Below are 18,227 nucleotides of genomic sequence, written 5' to 3'. Positions count from 1 at the left end.
GGTCGAGGCCGCCGGCCATGGCCACCACACGGTCGGCGCGGGTGACGGTCACCGCCACCTGCTGGCCGCCGGCCTCGCGGGCCAGGACCTCGGCACGGCCGCGCGCCTCGGCCTCGGCATGGGCGGCGGCTTCCTCCAGGCTGCCGAAGGTGCGGATGCCGGCCGGGGCGTGGACGCGGAAGCGGCCCTCCTCCGGGACGGTGATGGTCACCGTGGCCCGCTGCAGCACGCCGCTGGCCACCGCGCCGATGGCGTTGGTGACGCCGGCATGCTCCGGCACCACGCTCTCGGTGCCGAGGCGCCGGGCGATCTCCGGGTAATAGGTCGCGGCCGAGGCGCCGATGCCGACCAGCGGCAGGCCGAGGGCGAGGGTGGGGCGCAACAGGGCAGCGGCCGGGGCGTCGCCCGCCACTGCCCGGCGCGGCAGCAGGCCGCGCGCCTCGCGTGCGGGATCGGCGACGCCGTCGCGGGCCAGTGCCGCCTCGACCAGCGCCAGGGCGCTGTCGGCGGTCAACCGCTCCAGCACCGACCGGGCGAAGGCTTCGGCATCGGCCGGCGGGGCCCAGCCGGGCTCGGCCGGGCGCCGGGCCCATAGGACAGCGCCCAGCAGCGCCGCGTCGCGCGACCAGCCGTCATGCAGCCCCAGCACATGGGCGGCGTCGGTCGGGGTGAAGCCGGACAGGATCACCAGGCCCCGCGCCACCAGCCGCTCCAGCGGCCGGTCGAGCAGATGGCTGCTCAGGACGGTCTCCAGCGGCTGCGGCCCGTCGGCCAGCGCGTCCCAGATCCGCCGCTCCGGCGGCGACAGGGTGTCGGTGTCGAGCGCGCGCAGGCGCAGGGCGAAACGGCCGTCCAGGCTGATGTCCTCGGTGCGCTCGGCCTGGCGGCGCAGCGCCGCCAGCATCTCCGGATGCTGGTGCACCAGCAGGCTCAGCGGCACCGACCGGCGCGGGCCGACGGCGAGGCCGAAGCCGGGCTCGATCCGGACCTCGCTGTCGCCGCCGAGGCCGAAGGTGCGGATCTCCACCGCCTCGACCATGGTGCGCCAGCCGCCGACCTGGGCGCCCTCGCGGTTCACCAGGGGGCGGCCGTCCTTGAGGATGGCGATGTCGGTGGTGGTGCCGCCGATATCCGAGACGAAGCAGTCCTCGCGGCCGGTCAGCCAGCGCGCGCCGACGACGCTTGCGGCCGGGCCGGACAGCACGGTCTCGACCGGCCGGGCCAGGGCGAAGCGGTCGGCGATCAGCGACCCGTCGCCCTTCACCACCATCAGCGGCGCCGCGATGCCGCGGGCGTCCAGCCGGCCGCGCACCGCCCGGATCAGCGACGCGGTCAGCGGGATCAGCCGGGCGTTCAAGAGCGCGGTCAGGGCCCGCCGCGGCGCGTCGAGGCCGGAGGTCAGCTCATGGCCGCAGGTCACCGGCTTGCCGGTCAGGTCGCGAACCAGGTCGCGCACCGCCTGCTCATGCGCCGGGTTGCGCACCGCGAAATAGCCGGCGACGGCGAAGGCGGTGACAGCCGGGGCATGGCGCAGGATGGCGGCGCGGGCGGCGTCAAGGTCGAGCGGCGCCTGCTCCTCGCCGGTCGACCGATGCCCGCCGGCCACCGCCACCACCGGGTCGCTGCCGAGCGCCTCGCGCAGCCCGGCGCGGTCCAGCGCCGCCTCGGGATAGCCGATCAGGATCAGGCAGGCCGGGTTGCCCTGGCCCTCGACCACGGCATTGGTGGCGAGGGTGGTGGACAGGCCGACGAAGCTGATCTCGGCCGGGTGCTGCTCCAGCACCGCGTCGATCGCGGCGCCGATGCCCAGCGCCAGGTCGTGCTTGGTGGTCAGCCGCTTGGCGGCGGCGACGACGCCGCGGTCCGGGTCGAACAGGACCGCGTCGGTGAAGGTGCCGCCGGTGTCGATGCCGAGGGAGAGGGACAAGATGAACCGCGTCGAAGCTGAAAATGCCGTCTCGGATTAGGACAAGACGTCTCGCGCGGCAAAGCTATTCGGCATGCGACGGGGATGGGTCCAGCCGCGGCCGGCGCCGGATCCTACGCGTTGGCGGCCGCCAGATCCTCCGCATCGTCGAGATCGGCGTCGAAATCGACCAGGTCGTAATCGTCGTCATCCGATGCGACGGCCGCGAACTCCTCATCCGTCATGTCGAACAGAATGGCCAGAGCCTGGCCGGCGACCGCGATCCGGTCGAACTCGTCCCCGATCGGCGGCTCGCAGCTGACGGTCAGGCATTCCAGCACCTGCTGCAGCACCCAGCGCTCCTGGGCCGGCGGCAGGTCGCTGTCGGGCCAGGTCTCGCGGACGGCGCGAAGCCGGAACAGGATCTCGGACGCGTTCTGCCGCAGGGAGAGGATCTCGTCCTGGCGGCTGACCAGGGCGGTCCGGATGGAGGCTGCGGGCGCCGTTGCCGGCAGGACCCGATCGCCTACGATCTGAATGACGGACATGACACCATCCCCCGAGCCAATGCGTTTCAAATGAGCATGACTATATACCTACAAACTACGGCATTTTACCTAATTTGCAAGTGATCCAATTGGGGTGCATCGCGAATTCATGAAAGCGAGGGCAGGAGAGGGCGGGCTCAGCCGCCCTTCACCGCGCCCGAGGTCAGGCCGGCCACGATCTGCTTCTGGGCGACGATGGTCAGCACCAGCACCGGCAGCACCACCACCAGCGCCGCGGCCGAGAGCGGACCCCAGCTGACCTGCTCGAAGGTCAGCGAGTTGTAGACCGCGACCGGCAGGGTGCGGGTGGTGCGCCCGGCCAGGACAATGCCGAAGACGAAGTTGTTCCAGGAGAAGATGAAGGACAGCAGCAGCGCCACGGTCAGGCCCGGCCGGGTCAGCGGCAGCACGACGTGGCGGAACACCTGCCAGCGATTGGCGCCGTCGATCCGCCCGGCCTCCTCCAGCTCGATCGGCAGGGCCTCGAAATAGGAGATCAGCACCCAGATCACGATCGGCAGGGTGATCACCAGATGAGTGATGATCTGCGGCCACAGCGTGCCCATCAGCCCGAGCCAGCGGAACATCAGGAACAGCGGGATCAGGTAGCTGAGGCCCGGCGTCATCCGCGCGATCATGACGACGACGGACAGCTTGGTCGCCTTGGCCCGGGCGATGCCGTAGGCCGCCGGGGCGCCGATCACCAGGCCGATCAGCGTGGCGCTGCCGGTGACGATCAGGCTGTTGATGAAGTAGCGGCCGAAGGAGTTCTCGGCGAAGACCTGGGCGTAGTTGCTCCAGGCCAGGGTGGTCGGGATCAGCACCGGCGGATAGCTGATGTTGTCGACCTCCGGCTTCAGCGACAGCGACAGCATCCAGAGGAAGAACAGCAGCGCCGGCGACACGATCACCAGCACGGTGAAATACAGGGCGGCGCGGCGCAGGGCCTTGGCGAGGGGGCGGCGCATGGTCAACCTCCTCAATTCGCGGCCAGCTTGGCGCGCTGGCGCAGCCACAGCAGCGCCAGCGACATCGCCACGACGATGCCGAAGAACACCACCGCGATCGCCGAGCCGTAGCCGATGTCGTAGAAGCTGAAGGCCTGGGTGTAGAGGTAGATGTTGATCGTCTCCGACGCCGTGCCCGGGCCGCCCTGGGTGATGGCGTAGATGATGTCGAAGCTCTTCAACGCATCGATCGAGCGGATGATCACCGCCACCATCAGGAAGGGCGAGATCATCGGCAGGGTCAGGTAGCGGAACTGCTGCAGCCAGCTGGCGCCGTCGATCTGGGCGCTCTCATACGGTTCCGTCGGCAACGCCGACAAGCCGCCGAGCACGATCAGCATGACCAGCGGCGTCCATTGCCAGGTCTCGACCAGCACCAGCGACGGGATCACCGTGGCCTGGTCGAACACCCAGAGCGAGGGCGGCAGCCCGACCAGGCTGAGCAGGTAGTTCAGCACGCCGAGCTGGGGGTGGAACATCATGGTCCAGACCAGGGCGATGGCGACCGGGGTCGCCATCATCGGCATGATGATGATGCCCCGCGCCAGGCCGCGCAGCGGGAAGCGTTCGTTGAACACCAGCGCCGCCGCCAGCCCGAGGACCAGCGGCAGCAGCACGGAGAGCACGGTGTAGAGCAGCGTGTGCCACACCGCCTCGCCGAAGCGGGCGTCGGTGAACAGCCGGGCGTAGTTGTCGAGGCCGATGAAGCCGCCGGCGCCGGTGGCCTGCCAATCATGCAGGCTGACCCAGCCGGTGAAGGCCCAGGGGAAGACGATCACCGCCCCGACCACCAGCACCGCCGGCAGGATGAAGGGCAGGTAGGTGCGCAGGGTCGGCGCGACGGCGTTCGGCCGCCGCGCCCGCGCGCGTTGTCTCCGTCCCACCCCGGCGTCAGCGGCGGTCATCGCCTCAGGCCTCGCTCTTGGCCAGGATCGGCTTGAACTGCTCGGTCGCCTTGGCCAGCTCGGCCGCCGGGTCGGCCCCGCCGGCGATGTTGGTCAGGGCGATGCCGAAGATGTCGCGGAACTCGGTCACCGGCACGATCACCGGCAGGCCGAGCTTGCTGACCTTGGACGAGCCGACGACGGCGTCGATCCAGTCGGCCGGCAGGGTCACGCCCTTGCGCACCTCGGCGTCGTCCAGGATCGAGGTGCGGAACGGCACGCCCGAGCCGCTCTGCAGCAGGTCGGCCTGCACCGTGCGCGACACCGCCCATTGGCAGAACAGGAAGGCGGCCTCCTTGTTCTCGCTGGCCGCGGCCACGCCGATGCCGTCGCCGAAGGTGGCGGAGGCCTGGTCCTTCGGACCCTTGGGCATGACGCCGTAGCCGGTCTTGCCGACCACGCGCGACAGCTTCGGGTCCTCCAGCGGCTTGGCGAAGCCGACGCCGTCCAGCCACATGCCGACCTTGCCCTGCAGGAAGGCCGACTGGCATTCGTTCCAGTTGAAGCCGGCGACGCCGGGAGGGGCCGCCTTGGTCAGCAGGCGCTGGTACAGCTTCGCCGCCTCGACCGCGCCCTCGGAGGTGGTGGCCAGGCTGCGGTCGTCAGCGAGCGGGGCGACGCCGTTGCCGAGCATGAACGAGGTCCAGACCGGGACATTGGCGTTCTTCATGCCGCGGGCGACGAAGCCGAAGGTGCCGGCGGCCGGGTCGGTCAGCGCCTCGGCGGCCGACACCAGCTCCTCGAAGCTGGTCGGGTATTTCAGCCCCTTGGCCGCGAACAGCTCCTTGTTCCAGTAGATGATCCAGTAATCGACGCTGAGCGGCAGGCTGCCGACCGCGCCATTGTCGGCGGTGGCGTAGGCCAGGCCGGCGCTGGAGAAGTCGGAGAGGCTGAGGTTCGGGTCGGCGAGGGCCGGGTCGGCCAGGAACGGCCGCAGGTCGGCCAGCCAGCCGCCCTTCTCGAACATCCGCTTCTGCACATGGTAGCTGAGATGGATGACGTCGAAGCTCGGCGCGCCGCTGTTGAACTCGATCACCGCCTTCTGCCGCTGCTGCTGCTCCGGTGTCTGCTCCAGCCCGACATCGATGCCGGTCAGGTCGGTGAATTCCTTCAGGTTCCGGGCGATGGTCTCGCTGCGCGGGCTCTTGACCAGGTTCACCTCGATATGGGTGCCGGCGTATTTCTTCCAGTCCGGAGCGGCCCAGGCCACGCGGGGCAGGGCGCTGGCCGCGGCAGCGGCCGCGGTGCCGGCCAGCAGCGAGCGGCGGCTCAGATTCAGTATGGATGCCATGATGTTCCTCCCCTTGATTGCTTGATCCGGGCTGAGCCCGGCCGATTTGCGTTATAGCCCGAGGGCGCGGTTGCGGGCGTTGGCGATATGCGCCGTCATCGCCTCGGCGGCGCGGACCGGATCCCGGCTCGCGATCGCGTCGATGATGCCGAGATGCTCCTGCATCACCGGCACGACCAGCCCGGCGATGCCGGTCAGCTCGCGCCGGATCAGGCGGATCTTGATCGAGTTGACGCGATAGGTCTTGGAGATGATCTCGTTGCCCAGCGCGTCGATGATGATGTCGTGCAGGCCCCAGTCGGTGGCCTGGGCGTCGTCGATCACCTGCTGGGTCGGGCCTTCGCGTTCGACCCGGGCGATGATTTCCTCGTGCTGCGCCCGCAGCACCGCCAGGCCGCCATCGGTCACCGAGCGGGCGAAGGCGGCGGTCGCCTCCTTCTCCAGGAACAGCCGGAACTGGTAGGCGTCGCGGATCATGGTCAGGTCGATGTGCATGATCTGCATGCCGCGCTGCGGCACGGTCTTGATCAGCCCTTCGGCCTCCAGCCGCGGCACCAGCTCGCGGATGGCGCCGAGCGGCATCTGGGTCAGCGCCACCAGCTCGCGCTGGGAGATGAACTGCCCGGCGTGCAGGTTGTTGGCCAGGAGGTGCTGGGTGAAGCTGTCATAGGCCTTCTCGCGCAGCTTCAGCGGTTCGCCTTCGCTCATCCGGTCGCCGCCATCGCCGTGAACAGGCTGTCCGCCACGGCGCCGAGCCGCGCCGCCTCGGCCCGCGACAGCGGCTGCAGCGGCGCGCGGGTGGCGAGCCAGGTGGGGTCGCCGGTGCGATGCGCCACCAGCGCCTTGACCGCCGGGATCACCGGATAGGCCAGCAGCGCCGCGACCAGGCGGTGGATGCGGTCGTCCTCGCGGCCCTCCTGCACCAGCGGCAGCATCGCCTCGGGGTAGATGTTGGCGATGCCGGAGATGGCGCCCTGGCCGCCGAGCCGGACGGCGGCGGCGAGGCAGCGCTCGTCGCCGATCAGGATCGCCAGGTCGCGATGCTGCGCCAGCAGGGCCTGGGCGTAGTCCCAGCTGCCGGAGGAGTCCTTGACGCCGCGGATCACCTCCGGGAAGGCGGCACGCAGCCGGCCGATCAGCTCGACCGAGAGCGGCACCTGGGTGACGCTGGGGATGTGATAGAGGATCACGTCGCGGGCGGCGGCGCCGAGCTGCTCGAACACCCGGGCGAACCAGGCGAACAGGCCGTCATCGCCGACACCCTTGAAGTAGAAGGGCGGCGGCAGCAGCAGCGCGTCGGCGCCGAAATCCAGCGCCATCCGCGCCTGCGCCACGGCGTCCTCGGCCGCGGAGGCAGCGATGCCGCCGACCAGCTGGCGCCCCTCGATGCCGGCGCCGGCCAGCGCGCCCAGCACCCGCTCGCGCTCGGACAGCGAGAAGGCGGCGCCTTCGCCGGTGGTGCCGAAGGCGGTGACGGTGCGGCAGCCCTGCGCCAGGCACCAGCGCACATGCGCGACGAAGCGCGGAAAATCGACATGCCCGTCCGGCCGGAAGGGAACGGTCAACGCCGCGGAAAGGCCGAAACGCTCGCCTGGCTGGGCCACGCCCATCTCCCTGTCGTCCGCCGCACTCGGTCTGTGCGGGCAGTGATATCGATCTGACATGTCAGTCGTAGCGCAGGAAGCGTGGGACGTCAATATGTCGAACAAGAATGAATCGATCGGCGAACCCAACCTACGCAGTGAGCTCCGGCAGGGCGGCGCGGATGCGGGCGATGTGCTCCGGGCCGATGCCGCAGCAGCCGCCGACCAGCGAGGCGCCGAGGCCGACCCAGCGCCGGATCCAGCCGAGATAGCTGTCGGGATCCAGATCGGCCCGCAGCTCCGACAGGCCCTCATTGGCGGCGGCGTCCTCCGATTGCGGCGGGAAGGCGTTGGCGTAGACGCCGATCCGGGCCGGCGACTCCGCCGCGCCGATCACCCTCGCGGCAACAGCGACGGCATCGCCCATCGCCTCGGGCTGGCTGCAGTTGAACAGCACGGCCTCGGCGCCGAGATCGAGCGCCGCCCGCACCGCCTCAACCACCGGCTCGCCGGAGCGCAGCCGCGGCATGCCGGGCTCGGGTTGTTCGTCCTCGATGGTGTAGGAGATCCACAGCGGCTTGCCGTGCCCGGCGACGGCGGCGGCAGCCGCGGCGACCTCGCGGATCGAGCTCTGGGTCTCGGCCAGCCAGAGGTCGACATGCGGCGCCAGCCCGTCGACCAGGATCCGGGCGATCTCCGGCGCGCGCTCCGGCTCGAACAGGTCGGGGCGGTACGATCCGAACAGCGGCGGCAGCGATCCCGCCACCCGTACATGCGTGGCGGCCGACGCCGCAGCCCGGCGCGCCAGCCGGCCGGACAGATCCGCCAGCTCCAGCCCGCGTGCGGCAAAACGGTCCTCGCCGATGTGGAAGGGCACCAGCGCGTAGCTGTTGGTGGTGATCACCTCGGCCCCGGCGACGATGAAGGCCTGGTGCGCCGCCTGCACCGTTTCCGGTGCATCGATCAGCGCCAGCGCCGACCATTCCGGCTGCCGGAACGGCGCTCCCATGCGGGCGAGCTGCCGCCCCATGCCGCCATCCAGCAGCGTCACGCCGAGTCCTGACATGTCGAATCCTTCCGTGCCGGCCCGGAGCCGAGGGCCTTGCCATATCGTCGGACTTATATTACTGCAACGCAAATTCGGTCAAATGGCGTCAATAACATCAACGTCATGTTCTTTGTCTGAGGTGTGATTGCCAGGGCATCGAGACGCCGAACTCCCTCACAATCCCAGGACCTCTGATGCCACGCTTCGGACAGATCTTTTCGGCCGCCATCGCCGCCGCCCTGCTGTGGGGCGGCTCCGCCCACGCCCAGTCGACGATCAGGATCGGCCTCGACGCCGAATCCTACCCGCCCTTCTTCTCGAAGGGGCCGGACGGCAAATGGGTGGGCTGGGAGATCGACCTGCTGGGCGCCGTCTGCCGCCAGCTCGGCGCCGACTGCCCGATCACCGAGATCGCCTGGGACGGGCTGATCCCGTCGCTGCAGCAGAACCGCATCGACCTGATCTGGTCGTCGATGACGATCACCGCCGAGCGGCGCCAGGTCATCGACTTCACCGCGCCCTATCACGGCAGCGAGACCCTGTTCATCGGGCCGAAGGAGGATGCGACGAAGGTGGATTGCGCCCAGCCGGACAGCTTCTCCGGCAAGGTGATCGGGGTGCAGGCCGGGACCAACCATTCCGCCTTCGTCGAGGCCCGCTTCACCGGCAAGGCCGAGATCAAGACCTACGACAAGCTCGACAACGCCCTGGCCGATCTGACGGCCGGCCGGGTCGACTATGTCCAGGAGAGCAAGGGCACGCTCGGCCACTTCCTCGCTTCCGCCGATGGCGCGGATTTCGAGGTGAAGTCGATCTGCCCGGCCGATCCGGTGCTGGGCGAGGGCGTCGGCGGCGGCCTGCGCAAGGGCGACGACGCCCTGCGCGAGACCGTCTCCGGCGCCATCCGCGCGGTGGTGCAGAGCGGCGAATGGGACGCGATCACCGCCAAGTACCCGGGCCTGTCGGAGGCCATCACCAAGCCGCAGTGAGACTCTCGTGACTGCCGACCCGTCGCTGCTGTCGCTCCTGTCCTTCGGGGACGGGGGCTACGGCGGGCAGCTGCTCGATGCCTTTGTGCTGACCGTCGAGATCTCGGCCTGCTCCTATGCGCTGGCGCTGCTGTTCGGGCTTGCCGGCGCCAGGCTGAAGCTGGCGCGCGGCCGGGTGCCGCGCCTGCTCGGCGGGCTCTACACGGCGACGATCCGGGCGCTGCCGGAGCTGCTGCTGCTGCTGATCGCCTTCTTCGCCGGGACCGCCCTGCTGGCCTCGACGCTGCAGGCGCTCGGCTTCGCCGGCGATGCGGTCGAGCTCGACCCCTTCGTCGTGGCGGTGACGGCGCTCGGCTTCATCCAGGGCGCCTATATGACCGAGGCGCTGCGCGCCGGCTTCCAGGCGGTGCCGCTGGGGCAGCTCGAGGCGGCGCGCGCCGTCGGCATGGGGCGCTGGCTGGTGCTGCGGCGCATCGGCCTGCCTTTGGCGCTGCGCCACGCCCTGCCGGCGATGGGCAACATCTGGCTCAACGCCACCAAGGATTCCGCGCTGGTCAGCGTGCTCGGCGCCTTCGCCGACATCCTCAAGGCCAGCAGCCTGGCCGCGGCGGCGACCAAGCACTACCTGTTCTTCTACACCGTCGCCGCCGGCGCCTTCCTGCTCCTCAGCCTCGTCTCCCTGCTCCTCCTTGATGTGTTGGAGCGCCGGGCCAGCCGCGGGTTGCGGAAGCCGGCATGATCTCGCTGCCCTTCCTGTTCGACCAGGTGATGCCGGCGCTGCTGGCGGCGATCCCGGTGACGCTGGCGCTGTTCGGCCTCAGCGCCGCCGCCAGCCTGCTGCTCGGCATCCCGCTCGGCCTGGCGATGGCCTGGGGACCGAAGCCGCTGCGTTGGGCGGTGCGCAGCTATTCGCTGGTGATCCGCGGCACGCCGCTCTTGGTCCAGATCTACATCCTCTATTACGGCTTCGGCCATCTGGTGCCGGCCAGCTGGATGCGGCACGGCTGGGCGGCGCCCTATCTGCGCGACGCCTTCTGGTACGCTTTGGTCGCCCTGTCGCTGAACGAGACCGCCTATGTCGCCGAGCTGTTCCGCGGCGCCATCCGCGGCGTGCCGGAGGGGGAGGTCGAGGCCGCCCGCGCCTTCGGCATGACGCGCGGCCAGGCGTTCCGCCGGATCGTGCTGCCGCGGGCGATCGGGCTGTGCCTGCCGGCGCTGGCGAACGAGGCGGTGCTGCTGCTGAAATCCACCGTCCTGGCCTCGACCATCACCGTCTTCGACGTGCTGGGCACCGCCAACACCCTCCGCAGCCGGAGCTTCCGCGTCTACGAGCCGCTGATCGGCGCGGCGCTGATCTACATCGTCCTGGTCGGGCTCCTGACCTTGGCCTGCAGCTGGGTCGAGCGGCGGCTGAACCCGCAGCTCCGCCCCGCGCCGGACGGCCCTCGCGGCCGAAGAAAGGGCTATCGGGGCGGGCCCGCCGTGCCGAGGCCCGATGGCGGCTCCGCCTGAACCAGGCCCATGCCGATGGCGAGCCACACCAGATGGGCGTCGGTGCGGGCGCCGACCTTGGCCTTGATCTGATAGTGGTAGTTGCGAACCGTCTTCAGGCTGAGATGCAGCGAGGCCGCGACCTCCTCATCCGACCAGCCCGAGGCGACGAGGCGCAGGATCTCGGTCTCGCGCGGGCTGAGCTCGTCCAGCGGGGAATTCGGCCGGGCCAGGCGCTCGGCGGCGATCTCCTGGGCCACGTCGTCGCTCATGGCACGGCCGCCCCGGGCGACGACCGCGATGGAGCTGACCAGCTCGGCGGCGTCGCTGCCCTTGGTGACGTAGCCGGCGGCGCCCGCCTCGAACGCCTTCAGGGCGAAGCCGGCGCCGCTGTGCATGGTGAAGATCAGGATGCGCGCGGCGCGATCCCATTGCCGGATGTGCCGCAGCGCCTCGATCCCGCCGATGCCGGGCAGCGAGAGGTCCATCACCACCACGTCGGGCTTCGTCTTCTGATAGGCCTGGTAGGCGGACGCGGCGTCATGGGCCTCGGCCACAACCTTGTAGCCCGGTATGCGCTCCAGCAGCCGGCGATAGCCCTCCCGCACCACCGGGTGGTCGTCGACCAGCAGGATGGTCAGCTCGGTCATGCCGCGGCCGGCGCCTCGCGGGCGGGCAGCAGCGGGATCAGGGCGGCGACGCGCACGCCCCAGCGCGCCTGGCTGATCGACAGGCTGCCGCCCAGCGCCGTCACCCGCTCGCGGATGCCGAGAATGCCGTAGCCCGGGGCCCAGCCCAGCCGGGACAGGGTGCCGCCGCCATCATCCTCGACGCTCACGGCCACGGCGTCGCGGCCCTCCGCATCGACGCGCTCCACCTGCAGCCGGACGTCGCGCGGCTTGCCGTGGCGGGCGGCGTTGGTCAGGCATTCCTGGGCGATGCGGTAGATGCTGAGGCCGGTCGCCTCCGGCACCCCGGCGAGGCTGCCGACGATGTCGAGATGGAAGGCCGCCTGCCGGTCCTTCTGGGCGTTCCACCCGGCGACGAGCTGGGCCAGGCTGGCCTCCAGGCCGAGCTCCTCGACCTCCTGCGACCGCAGCCGGGCCAGGGCGCCGCGCAGCGTCGCCGACATCCGCTTGCTGGTCTCTCGGATCGAACGTGCATCCTTGGCGAGGTCGGGGCGGTCCGCCGCCTCCAGCTCGATCACCGTGGCCAGGGCGCCGACCGCGGCGAGGCACTGGCCGAACTCGTCGTGCAGGTCGCGGGCCAGAGCCCGGCGCTCCTCCTCCTGCACCTGGAACAGGCGGTTGGTCAGCGCCATCCGCTGCGCCGTGGTCTCGGCCAGGCGGGCGGTCAGGTCGTTGACGGCCCGGGAGATCTGGTCGAACTCCGCCGTGCGGTAGCCGGGCAGGCGGTAGCTGTAGTCGCCTCGCCCCAGGCGCTGCAGGCCGGCGACGATGGTGCGGGCGGGCAGCAGCGACTGCCCGATCAGCGCGGCGGCCAGGATGCCGATGCCGGCGGCGAGCAGCGCCGCGACGCTGAGCACGACATCGATCTGGTGCCAGGCCTGGCGGATCGCGGCGCCGCGGTCCGGCTCGGCCGTGACCACGCCGGCCAGGGGCTGCCGCGCGGACAGGGGGCGTTCGACCCGGGCATAAGCGCCGAAGACCTGGTCGTAGACGGCCCGGAACCAGGCAGGCGCCGGATCGCCGATCGTCTCCAGCTGGCTGCACAGGCCGCGCGGCGGCTCGCTGCCGGGGGAGAAGGTGACGCAGACACCGGGCGCGATCACTTTCATGGTGGCCATGGTTTCCCAGGCCGGGATCGGCACCAGATGCTCGCGGCTGAGCCCGCCGCGCCACAGCAGCTCACGCCAGTACAGCGCCTCGAGGGTGCTGGCGACCCGGTCGGCGGAAGCCGCGGCCTCGGTCTCGATGGCGCGGTGCGTGTCGACCAGCACCCAGCCGACGGCGCAGGCCAGGCAGAGCAGGACGACGCCGGCAAGACGCAAGACGAGATGAACGAATAGGTTCATAGGTCGCCCCCCGAACGAAGGGATCTTGCCGATACTGGTCGCCGGCGCCCCGGGCTGGCAAGCGCGGAGGCCATGACGGGCCGGCCGGCGACGCAACTCGGGCATTATGCCCAAGCCGGTTCGGGACCGGTGCCCAGGCCTTTGCCCTGCCTCGCCGATAGGCTTCGGACGGTCGATCCCCTGCCGCCGGAGCCCCTGCATGAGCCAGCGTAGAGTCGATCTGCCCGGGGGCGATCCGCTGCTGCCGTGGCTGATCTTCACCGGCGTCAGCCTCTTTGCCGTCGTCCTGCTGTGGTATTTCGGCCTGATCGGCCGGATGGTGGCCAGCGACCCGACCCATATCTCGCTGATCATCTCGGTGCTCTACGTCGCCAGCAGCCTGCATTGCCTGTGGCGCGTCCTCGCGATCTCGCGGGAAGGCGATGCGGCGGTGAAGGCGGCGCAGGCCGTGGTCGGGAACGGCCGCCGGGTCCTGGCCGAGGGTGGCCTGCCGCCCGGCCTCGTCTCCGGCCATATCCGCGACCTCGCCACCAAGGCCGCGCTGCAGGGCGGCGAGCGGCTCGACCAGACGCTGCTGCTGCGCGTCCTCGCCAGCCGGTTGCGCGGATCGAACGCCTTCGGCGCCTTCGCCAGCGACACGCTGATGAAGCTCGGCCTGCTGGGCACCATCATCGGCTTCATCATGATGCTGGCGCCGATCGCCGGGCTGGACACCGAGAATCGCGAGGCAGTGCGGTCGTCGATGTCGCTGATGAGCGACGGCATGGCGGTGGCCATGTACACCACGCTGGTCGGGCTGGCGGGGTCGGTCCTGCTCAAGATCCAGTACTCGCTGCTGGACGGCGCCACGGCGAAGATCTTCGCCTTCGCGGTCGACCTGACCGAGGTGCATGTCGTCTCGGCGCTGGACAGCCGGGCGCCCGCCGAATGATCGACGACTTCGACCTGCTGCCGCGCGACGAGGCCTTCGACCCGTTCAGCGTGGTGCTGTTCAAGGCGCTGCAGATCCTGGCCTTCCTGTTCTTCGTCGCGCTGCTGATCGTCGCGCCCGAGGCCAAGGAGGGGAAGGTCGACAGCAAGGCCGAGTTCCTGATCAGCCTGGACTGGCCGGACAACCACCCCGACGATTTCGACATCTTCGTCCAGGATCCGCTCGGCAACGTCGTCTGGTTTCGCCGGCGCGAGGCCGGCTTCATGGTGCTGGACCGGGACGACCGCGGCGGCCTCAACGACTTCGTCCTGGTGAACGGGCGGAAGGTGCTGACGTCGACCCGGCAGGAGCTGGTCACCATCCGCGGCATCGTGGCCGGCGAATATACGGTGAACGTCTACCACTTCACCGCGCTGACCAGCCAGACCGTGCCGGTGACGGTGACGGTCCAGAAGCTCAATCCGATCGTGACGATCGTCGCCAAGGACACCGTCGAACTCGACCAGGGCGGGGAGGAGAAGACCGCCATGCGCTTCACCCTGGATGCGACGGGCCAGGTTACCGAGACCAGCCACGTCCAGAGATCCATTCTCCAGACCTTCCACAACAACAAGCGGAATGCTGGATGATGTCGCTGCAGACCGCCGTACTCGGCCTGTCCCTGGCCTATGTGGTGCTGAGCGTGCTGCTGCTCGCGGTGCTGACCTGGCTGCCGGTCCGGCGGCTGGTCAAGATCGCGGCGATCCTGGCCGCCAGCGCGGTCTACGTCGTGGTGTTCTTCGCCACCCAGGGGCTGCTCGGCTGGTCGGCGCCGGTGGCGGTGCCGGACCGCTTCCAGGTGCTGTGGACCCGGGTGCTGGAGCCGAACCCGGCGCGCGGCGAGCCCGGCGCCATCCATCTCTGGCTGGAGGAGCTGGACGACGCCAACCTGCCGAGCGGCGTGCCCAGGGCCTATCTGCTGCCCTATTCGCGGGACCTGGCCGGCCGGGTGTCCGCGGCGCAGGCGGAGATCGAGAAGGGCCACCCGCAGGGCGGCCGGGCGCAGCTCTTCGGCAGCCCGTCGCATGCTGGCGTGATGGGGGTCGTGAACACGGGCGCGCCGCCGGGCGGCGACCCGTCGGGCGGCGGGCTGCTCGACCCGGAATTCCTCGGCGGCCAGTCCAAATCGGTCGATCTGGTTCCGCTGCCCAAGCCGGTGCTGCCGGCCAAGGACATTCCGTGACGCCGCGGATCAGGCCGGCCACTCGACCCGCCGGCCGTTCAGGCCGGCCACTCGACGATATGGTCCTCGTACTCGTCCTCCTCGACCTCGGTCTCGGAGACCACCTTGTCGCGCACGCTGATGCCGGCGATGTGCACCGTCTCCGGGTCGCCGGAGACCAACGGGTGCCACCAGTACAGGTCATGGCCCTCGGACAGCAGACGGTAGGCGCAGGTCGACGGCATCCAGCCGAGATGGTCGACATTCTTCGGCGTCAGTTGCACGCAGTCCGGCACGTAGCGCCGGCGGGTCGGGTAGTTCGTGCAGCGGCAGCTGTGGGTATCCAGCAACTTGCAGGCGATGTCGGTGTAGTCGACGTTGGGCGTGTCCGGCGGCTCGTCGGCGTCGCGCAGCTTGTGCAGGCAGCAGCGGCCGCAGCCGTCGCACAGCGACTCCCACTCCTTGCGGGTCATCTCGTCCAGGCGCTTGCGGCGCCAGAAGGGCTTGGTCTCGGTCACCATCAGGCGGTCATGGGCGGGCCAGCGGCGGCAGCGGCGCCGGGTGCAGCGCCTCGAAGGCGCGGGCGGCGCGCAGCACCAGCGCATCCTGGAACATCGGGCCGACGATCTGCAGGCCGATCGGCAGGCCCGACGCGGTCAGGCCGCAGGGCACGCTGGCCGCCGGCTGCTGCGTCAGGTTGAACGGGTAGCTGAAGGGCGTCCAGTTCGCCCAATAGGAGCCGTCCGGCGCCATCGGCAGGGCCTGCCCGGCATCGAAGGCGGGGATCGGCAGGGTCGGCATCAGCAGCAGGTCCCAGTCCTGGTGGAACTGGTTCATCTTCACGCCCAGCCGGCCGCGCGCCAGCGTCGCCCTGGTGTAGTCGAGCAGCGGGATCGCCGCGCCCTCGGCCGCCACGGCGCGCAGGCCGGGGTCGATCAGGCCGTGCTTCTCCGCGGGGATCGAGGACAGCAGCGTCGCCGCGCCGACGAACCAATGGGCGCGGAAGATCGGGCCGGTGTCGGGCAGGTCCAGCCTCACCGTTTCGACCCGGGCGCCGAGGCCGGCGAAGACCTCGACCGCCTTCGCCACCGACGCCGCCACCTCGGGGTCGACCGGCGCGTTGTCCAGGGTCGGGGCGAAGGCGATGCGCAGGCCGCGGACGCCGTCCTCCAGCCCCGCGGTGAAATCGGTCACCGGGAAGGGCAGGGCGGTCCAGTCGCGCGGGTCGGGCCGGGCCATCGCCGACAGCATCAGCGCCGCGTCGCGCACCGTGCGGGTCATCGGGCCGAGATGCGAGACCGTGCCGAACGGGCTGAGCGGATAGGCCGGCACCCGGCCGAAGCTGGGTTTCAGCCCGAAGATGCCGGTGAAGCCGGCCGGGATGCGGATCGACCCGCCACCGTCGCTGCCGATGTTCAGCGCCGCCATGCCGGTGGCCGCCGCCACCGCCGCGCCGCCGGAGGAGCCGCCGGGCGTCTTGGTCGGGTCCCAGGGGTTGCGGGTGATGCCGGTCAGCGTCGAATCGGTGACGCCCTTCCAGCCGAATTCCGGCGTGGTGGTGCGGCCGACCAGCACCGCCCCGGCCTCGCGCAGCCGCGCCACCGACGGCGCGTCCTGGTCCCACGGGCCGGCCGGGTCGACCGTCTTCGACCCGCGCAGGGTCGGCCAGCCGCGGGTCAGGACCAGGTCCTTGACCGAGGTCGGCACGCCGTCGATCGGGCTCAGCGGCCGGCCCTCGCGCCAGCGCGCCTCGGACTGCCGGGCCGAGGCCAAGGCGTCCTCGCCATGGACGCCGCAGAAAGCGTTGAGCTGCGGGTTCAGCCGCTCGATCCGGGCGAGGCTGGCCTGCGTCGCCTCGACCGGGGACAGGTCGCGGGCGGCGTAGAGGCTCGACAGCTCGGCTGCCGACAACAGGGCCGGATCGGTCACGCGGGGTCTCCTGGGTCGCGAGGGGCGCCGACGATGTGGCGCGCCCCTATCTTCACCGCCGCGGCGCTGCGATCAAGAGCGCTGCGGGATCAGCGCTGCGCCGGCCGCCCGACATAGAGCGGCGACAGGCTCCGGGACATGAACAGCGCGTAGATGTCGACAAAGGCCGACCGGGCCGGATCGTGGCCGGCCGCCCGGCCGAGCAGAACGCAGCCGCCATCGACCGGCACCGAGCTCCATGCGGCCGTCATCCGGCCGAGGGGGCCCGACGCCCGGTTGCCTGAATCCTTTGCCGCCGCCTCCCATTTCGCCGCGGCGATGCGGCCGGCGCCATCGGCGATCGCGCAGTCGGCGAACAGCACCGCCAGGATTCCCGCAGGCGCCTGGCCCGCAGCCCGGACCTCGCCGAGCAGCAGCGACGGATAGGAGAGGATGCCCGTCGCACCACCCATCGCCTCCTTCAGCGCCTCGGGGGTGGCGGGGACGGGCCCGAGCATGGTGCCCATGGCCGACTCGACGCCGGCATCACCRGCGGCGTCGGGTAGCGGCGCCCACAGCAGCTGCGTCACCGCCTCCTGCGGCGCCAGCGTCCGATCCAGCGCGTCCAGCAGGCGCCGGAGATCGGCCCGGGAGGCCGCGCCGGCGTAGAGTGTCGTCGAGGCTTTCATCGTCACTAGGTCCAGGGGAAGCCCTGCCATAAGCAACGTCGAGCCGTCGAGGCCAAGGACGGCCGAAACACCGAGCGTGGTCTTGAAGGGATCCGAGGGATCACGGCCCATGATCTCGATCCTTCCGGGCCTGCCACGGATCCAAACCTTGGCATCCCCGGCATCGCTCTCGGCATAGCCCTGCTGGGTCCAGGTCCGAAGGAGGGCATTCCGGTCGGCATCGTGCAGGCGCATCGCCGTGGAGGCCGGGCCGCGCCCCGTCTCGTAGACGGCGACCTGGTCGATCTGGTCCGGCCCGAACCCAGCATGGGCGGCGAATCCTCCCGGCTCCCGCACATCCATCTCGACCGGGAGGCGCAGCTGGTCTGGCAGGGTTACGAGGCCCCGATCCGTCCGCCAGTCGGCCGTGCCGGTGGCGCGGATGGCCGCGAGGTCGAGATAGAGGACCGGGGCGGCGTCGATCGCGGGCATCGGCAGCAGGCCGAGCAGGTCGCGGACCGGCTTGGTCGGCGGGTCCTGCGCCCAGGCCGGACCGGTCAGCACGGCGATCAGCGCCAGGGTGGCCAGCAGGCGGAACGATCGGCGAGTCATGGGTCCCCCTTCGCGTCGAGTCACCATCCCTGCCTATCCGACGATCATGGCGAAACAAGGCGCCG

The 18,227-nt window shown here is 70.6% G+C and carries 19 protein-coding genes; 6 read left to right on the top strand and 13 right to left on the bottom strand.

Features of this window, described 5'->3' with window-relative positions:
• The 8 genes from AB4Z01_RS31675 to AB4Z01_RS31640 all read right to left on the bottom strand — a co-directional run.
• Positions 1-1,927 (bottom strand): hydantoinase/oxoprolinase N-terminal domain-containing protein (locus tag AB4Z01_RS31675; protein WP_441700278.1); only part of this gene is annotated, 1,927 nt, incomplete at its 3' end.
• 113 nt (positions 1,928-2,040) lie between these two features.
• Complete coding sequence (locus AB4Z01_RS31670; protein WP_441700277.1) at positions 2,041-2,454, bottom strand: hypothetical protein; 414 nt, start codon at positions 2,452-2,454, stop codon at positions 2,041-2,043.
• Between the two features lie 137 nt (positions 2,455-2,591).
• On the bottom strand, positions 2,592-3,422 hold the full coding sequence (locus AB4Z01_RS31665; protein ID WP_441700276.1) for a carbohydrate ABC transporter permease: 831 nt from the start codon (positions 3,420-3,422) through the stop codon (positions 2,592-2,594).
• An 11-nt stretch (positions 3,423-3,433) separates the two neighbouring features.
• Positions 3,434-4,366 carry a carbohydrate ABC transporter permease gene (locus tag AB4Z01_RS31660; protein ID WP_441700275.1) on the bottom strand — a complete coding sequence of 311 codons (933 nt, stop codon included), beginning with the start codon at positions 4,364-4,366 and terminating at the stop codon, positions 3,434-3,436.
• 4 nt (positions 4,367-4,370) lie between these two features.
• Complete coding sequence (locus AB4Z01_RS31655) at positions 4,371-5,696, bottom strand: ABC transporter substrate-binding protein (RefSeq protein ID WP_441700274.1); 1,326 nt, start codon at positions 5,694-5,696, stop codon at positions 4,371-4,373.
• A 51-nt stretch (positions 5,697-5,747) separates the two neighbouring features.
• Positions 5,748-6,404 carry a GntR family transcriptional regulator gene (locus AB4Z01_RS31650; protein ID WP_441700273.1) on the bottom strand — a complete coding sequence of 219 codons (657 nt, stop codon included), beginning with the start codon at positions 6,402-6,404 and terminating at the stop codon, positions 5,748-5,750.
• Positions 6,401-7,300, bottom strand: a complete 900-nt coding sequence (locus AB4Z01_RS31645; protein WP_441700272.1) for a dihydrodipicolinate synthase family protein — start codon at positions 7,298-7,300, stop codon at positions 6,401-6,403. Before AB4Z01_RS31645 ends, AB4Z01_RS31650 begins: the two co-directional genes overlap by 4 nt.
• 130 nt (positions 7,301-7,430) lie before the next feature.
• A complete protein-coding gene (locus AB4Z01_RS31640) occupies positions 7,431-8,345 on the bottom strand; it encodes a homocysteine S-methyltransferase family protein (protein ID WP_441700271.1) in 915 nt (304 codons plus the stop codon).
• A gap of 176 nt (positions 8,346-8,521) precedes the next feature.
• On the opposite strand from AB4Z01_RS31640, the gene AB4Z01_RS31635 reads away from it, so the two are divergent.
• From AB4Z01_RS31635 to AB4Z01_RS31625, 3 genes are read left to right on the top strand one after another with little or no spacing between them, the layout of a single operon-like run.
• On the top strand, positions 8,522-9,316 hold the full coding sequence (locus AB4Z01_RS31635; RefSeq protein WP_441700270.1) for a transporter substrate-binding domain-containing protein: 795 nt from the start codon (positions 8,522-8,524) through the stop codon (positions 9,314-9,316).
• A gap of 7 nt (positions 9,317-9,323) precedes the next feature.
• Entirely contained in the window at positions 9,324-10,055 is a 732-nt protein-coding gene (locus tag AB4Z01_RS31630) for an ABC transporter permease subunit (RefSeq protein WP_441700269.1), read from the top strand.
• Complete coding sequence (locus AB4Z01_RS31625; RefSeq protein ID WP_441700268.1) at positions 10,052-10,828, top strand: ABC transporter permease; 777 nt, start codon at positions 10,052-10,054, stop codon at positions 10,826-10,828. The genes AB4Z01_RS31630 and AB4Z01_RS31625 overlap by 4 nt, the downstream gene beginning before the upstream one ends.
• On the opposite strand, the gene AB4Z01_RS31620 is transcribed toward AB4Z01_RS31625, so the two are convergent.
• Both AB4Z01_RS31620 and AB4Z01_RS31615 read right to left on the bottom strand, forming a co-directional pair.
• Positions 10,780-11,457, bottom strand: coding sequence for a response regulator (locus AB4Z01_RS31620; RefSeq protein ID WP_441700267.1), 678 nt, complete (start codon positions 11,455-11,457; stop codon positions 10,780-10,782). The genes AB4Z01_RS31625 and AB4Z01_RS31620 overlap by 49 nt on opposite strands.
• Positions 11,454-12,842, bottom strand: a complete 1,389-nt coding sequence (locus tag AB4Z01_RS31615) for a histidine kinase (protein ID WP_441700266.1) — start codon at positions 12,840-12,842, stop codon at positions 11,454-11,456. The genes AB4Z01_RS31620 and AB4Z01_RS31615 overlap by 4 nt, the downstream gene beginning before the upstream one ends.
• A 199-nt stretch (positions 12,843-13,041) precedes the next feature.
• Here AB4Z01_RS31615 and AB4Z01_RS31610 point away from each other — a divergent pair, with 199 nt between their 5' ends.
• The 3 genes from AB4Z01_RS31610 to AB4Z01_RS31600 are packed head-to-tail and all read left to right on the top strand — an operon-like array spanning position 13,042 to position 14,995.
• A complete protein-coding gene (locus AB4Z01_RS31610) occupies positions 13,042-13,773 on the top strand; it encodes a MotA/TolQ/ExbB proton channel family protein (RefSeq protein ID WP_441700265.1) in 732 nt (243 codons plus the stop codon).
• Positions 13,770-14,402, top strand: a complete 633-nt coding sequence (locus AB4Z01_RS31605) for a hypothetical protein (protein ID WP_441700264.1) — start codon at positions 13,770-13,772, stop codon at positions 14,400-14,402. Before AB4Z01_RS31610 ends, AB4Z01_RS31605 begins: the two co-directional genes overlap by 4 nt.
• Positions 14,399-14,995: a hypothetical protein gene (locus AB4Z01_RS31600; RefSeq protein WP_441700263.1), complete on the top strand. Its 597-nt coding sequence runs from the start codon at positions 14,399-14,401 to the stop codon at positions 14,993-14,995. Before AB4Z01_RS31605 ends, AB4Z01_RS31600 begins: the two co-directional genes overlap by 4 nt.
• Before the next feature lie 38 nt (positions 14,996-15,033).
• On the opposite strand, the gene AB4Z01_RS31595 is transcribed toward AB4Z01_RS31600, so the two are convergent.
• From AB4Z01_RS31595 to AB4Z01_RS31585, 3 genes are all read right to left on the bottom strand, one after another.
• The gene (locus AB4Z01_RS31595) at positions 15,034-15,495 is read right to left on the bottom strand and encodes a YcgN family cysteine cluster protein (RefSeq protein WP_441700262.1); all 462 of its coding nucleotides are present in this window, start codon (positions 15,493-15,495) and stop codon (positions 15,034-15,036) included.
• 7 nt (positions 15,496-15,502) lie between these two features.
• Positions 15,503-16,903: an amidase gene (locus AB4Z01_RS31590; protein WP_441700261.1), complete on the bottom strand. Its 1,401-nt coding sequence runs from the start codon at positions 16,901-16,903 to the stop codon at positions 15,503-15,505.
• 89 nt (positions 16,904-16,992) lie between these two features.
• Positions 16,993-18,162, bottom strand: a complete 1,170-nt coding sequence (locus AB4Z01_RS31585; protein WP_441700260.1) for a hypothetical protein — start codon at positions 18,160-18,162, stop codon at positions 16,993-16,995.
• Positions 18,163-18,227: the final 65 nt, after the last annotated feature.

It is taken from the genome of Inquilinus sp. YAF38 (assembly GCF_052113205.1).
GTDB lineage: Bacteria > Pseudomonadota > Alphaproteobacteria > DSM-16000 > Inquilinaceae > Inquilinus.
The sequence above is the reverse complement of the archived record's forward strand: the minus strand, read 5'-3'. Positions and strand labels throughout refer to the sequence as shown.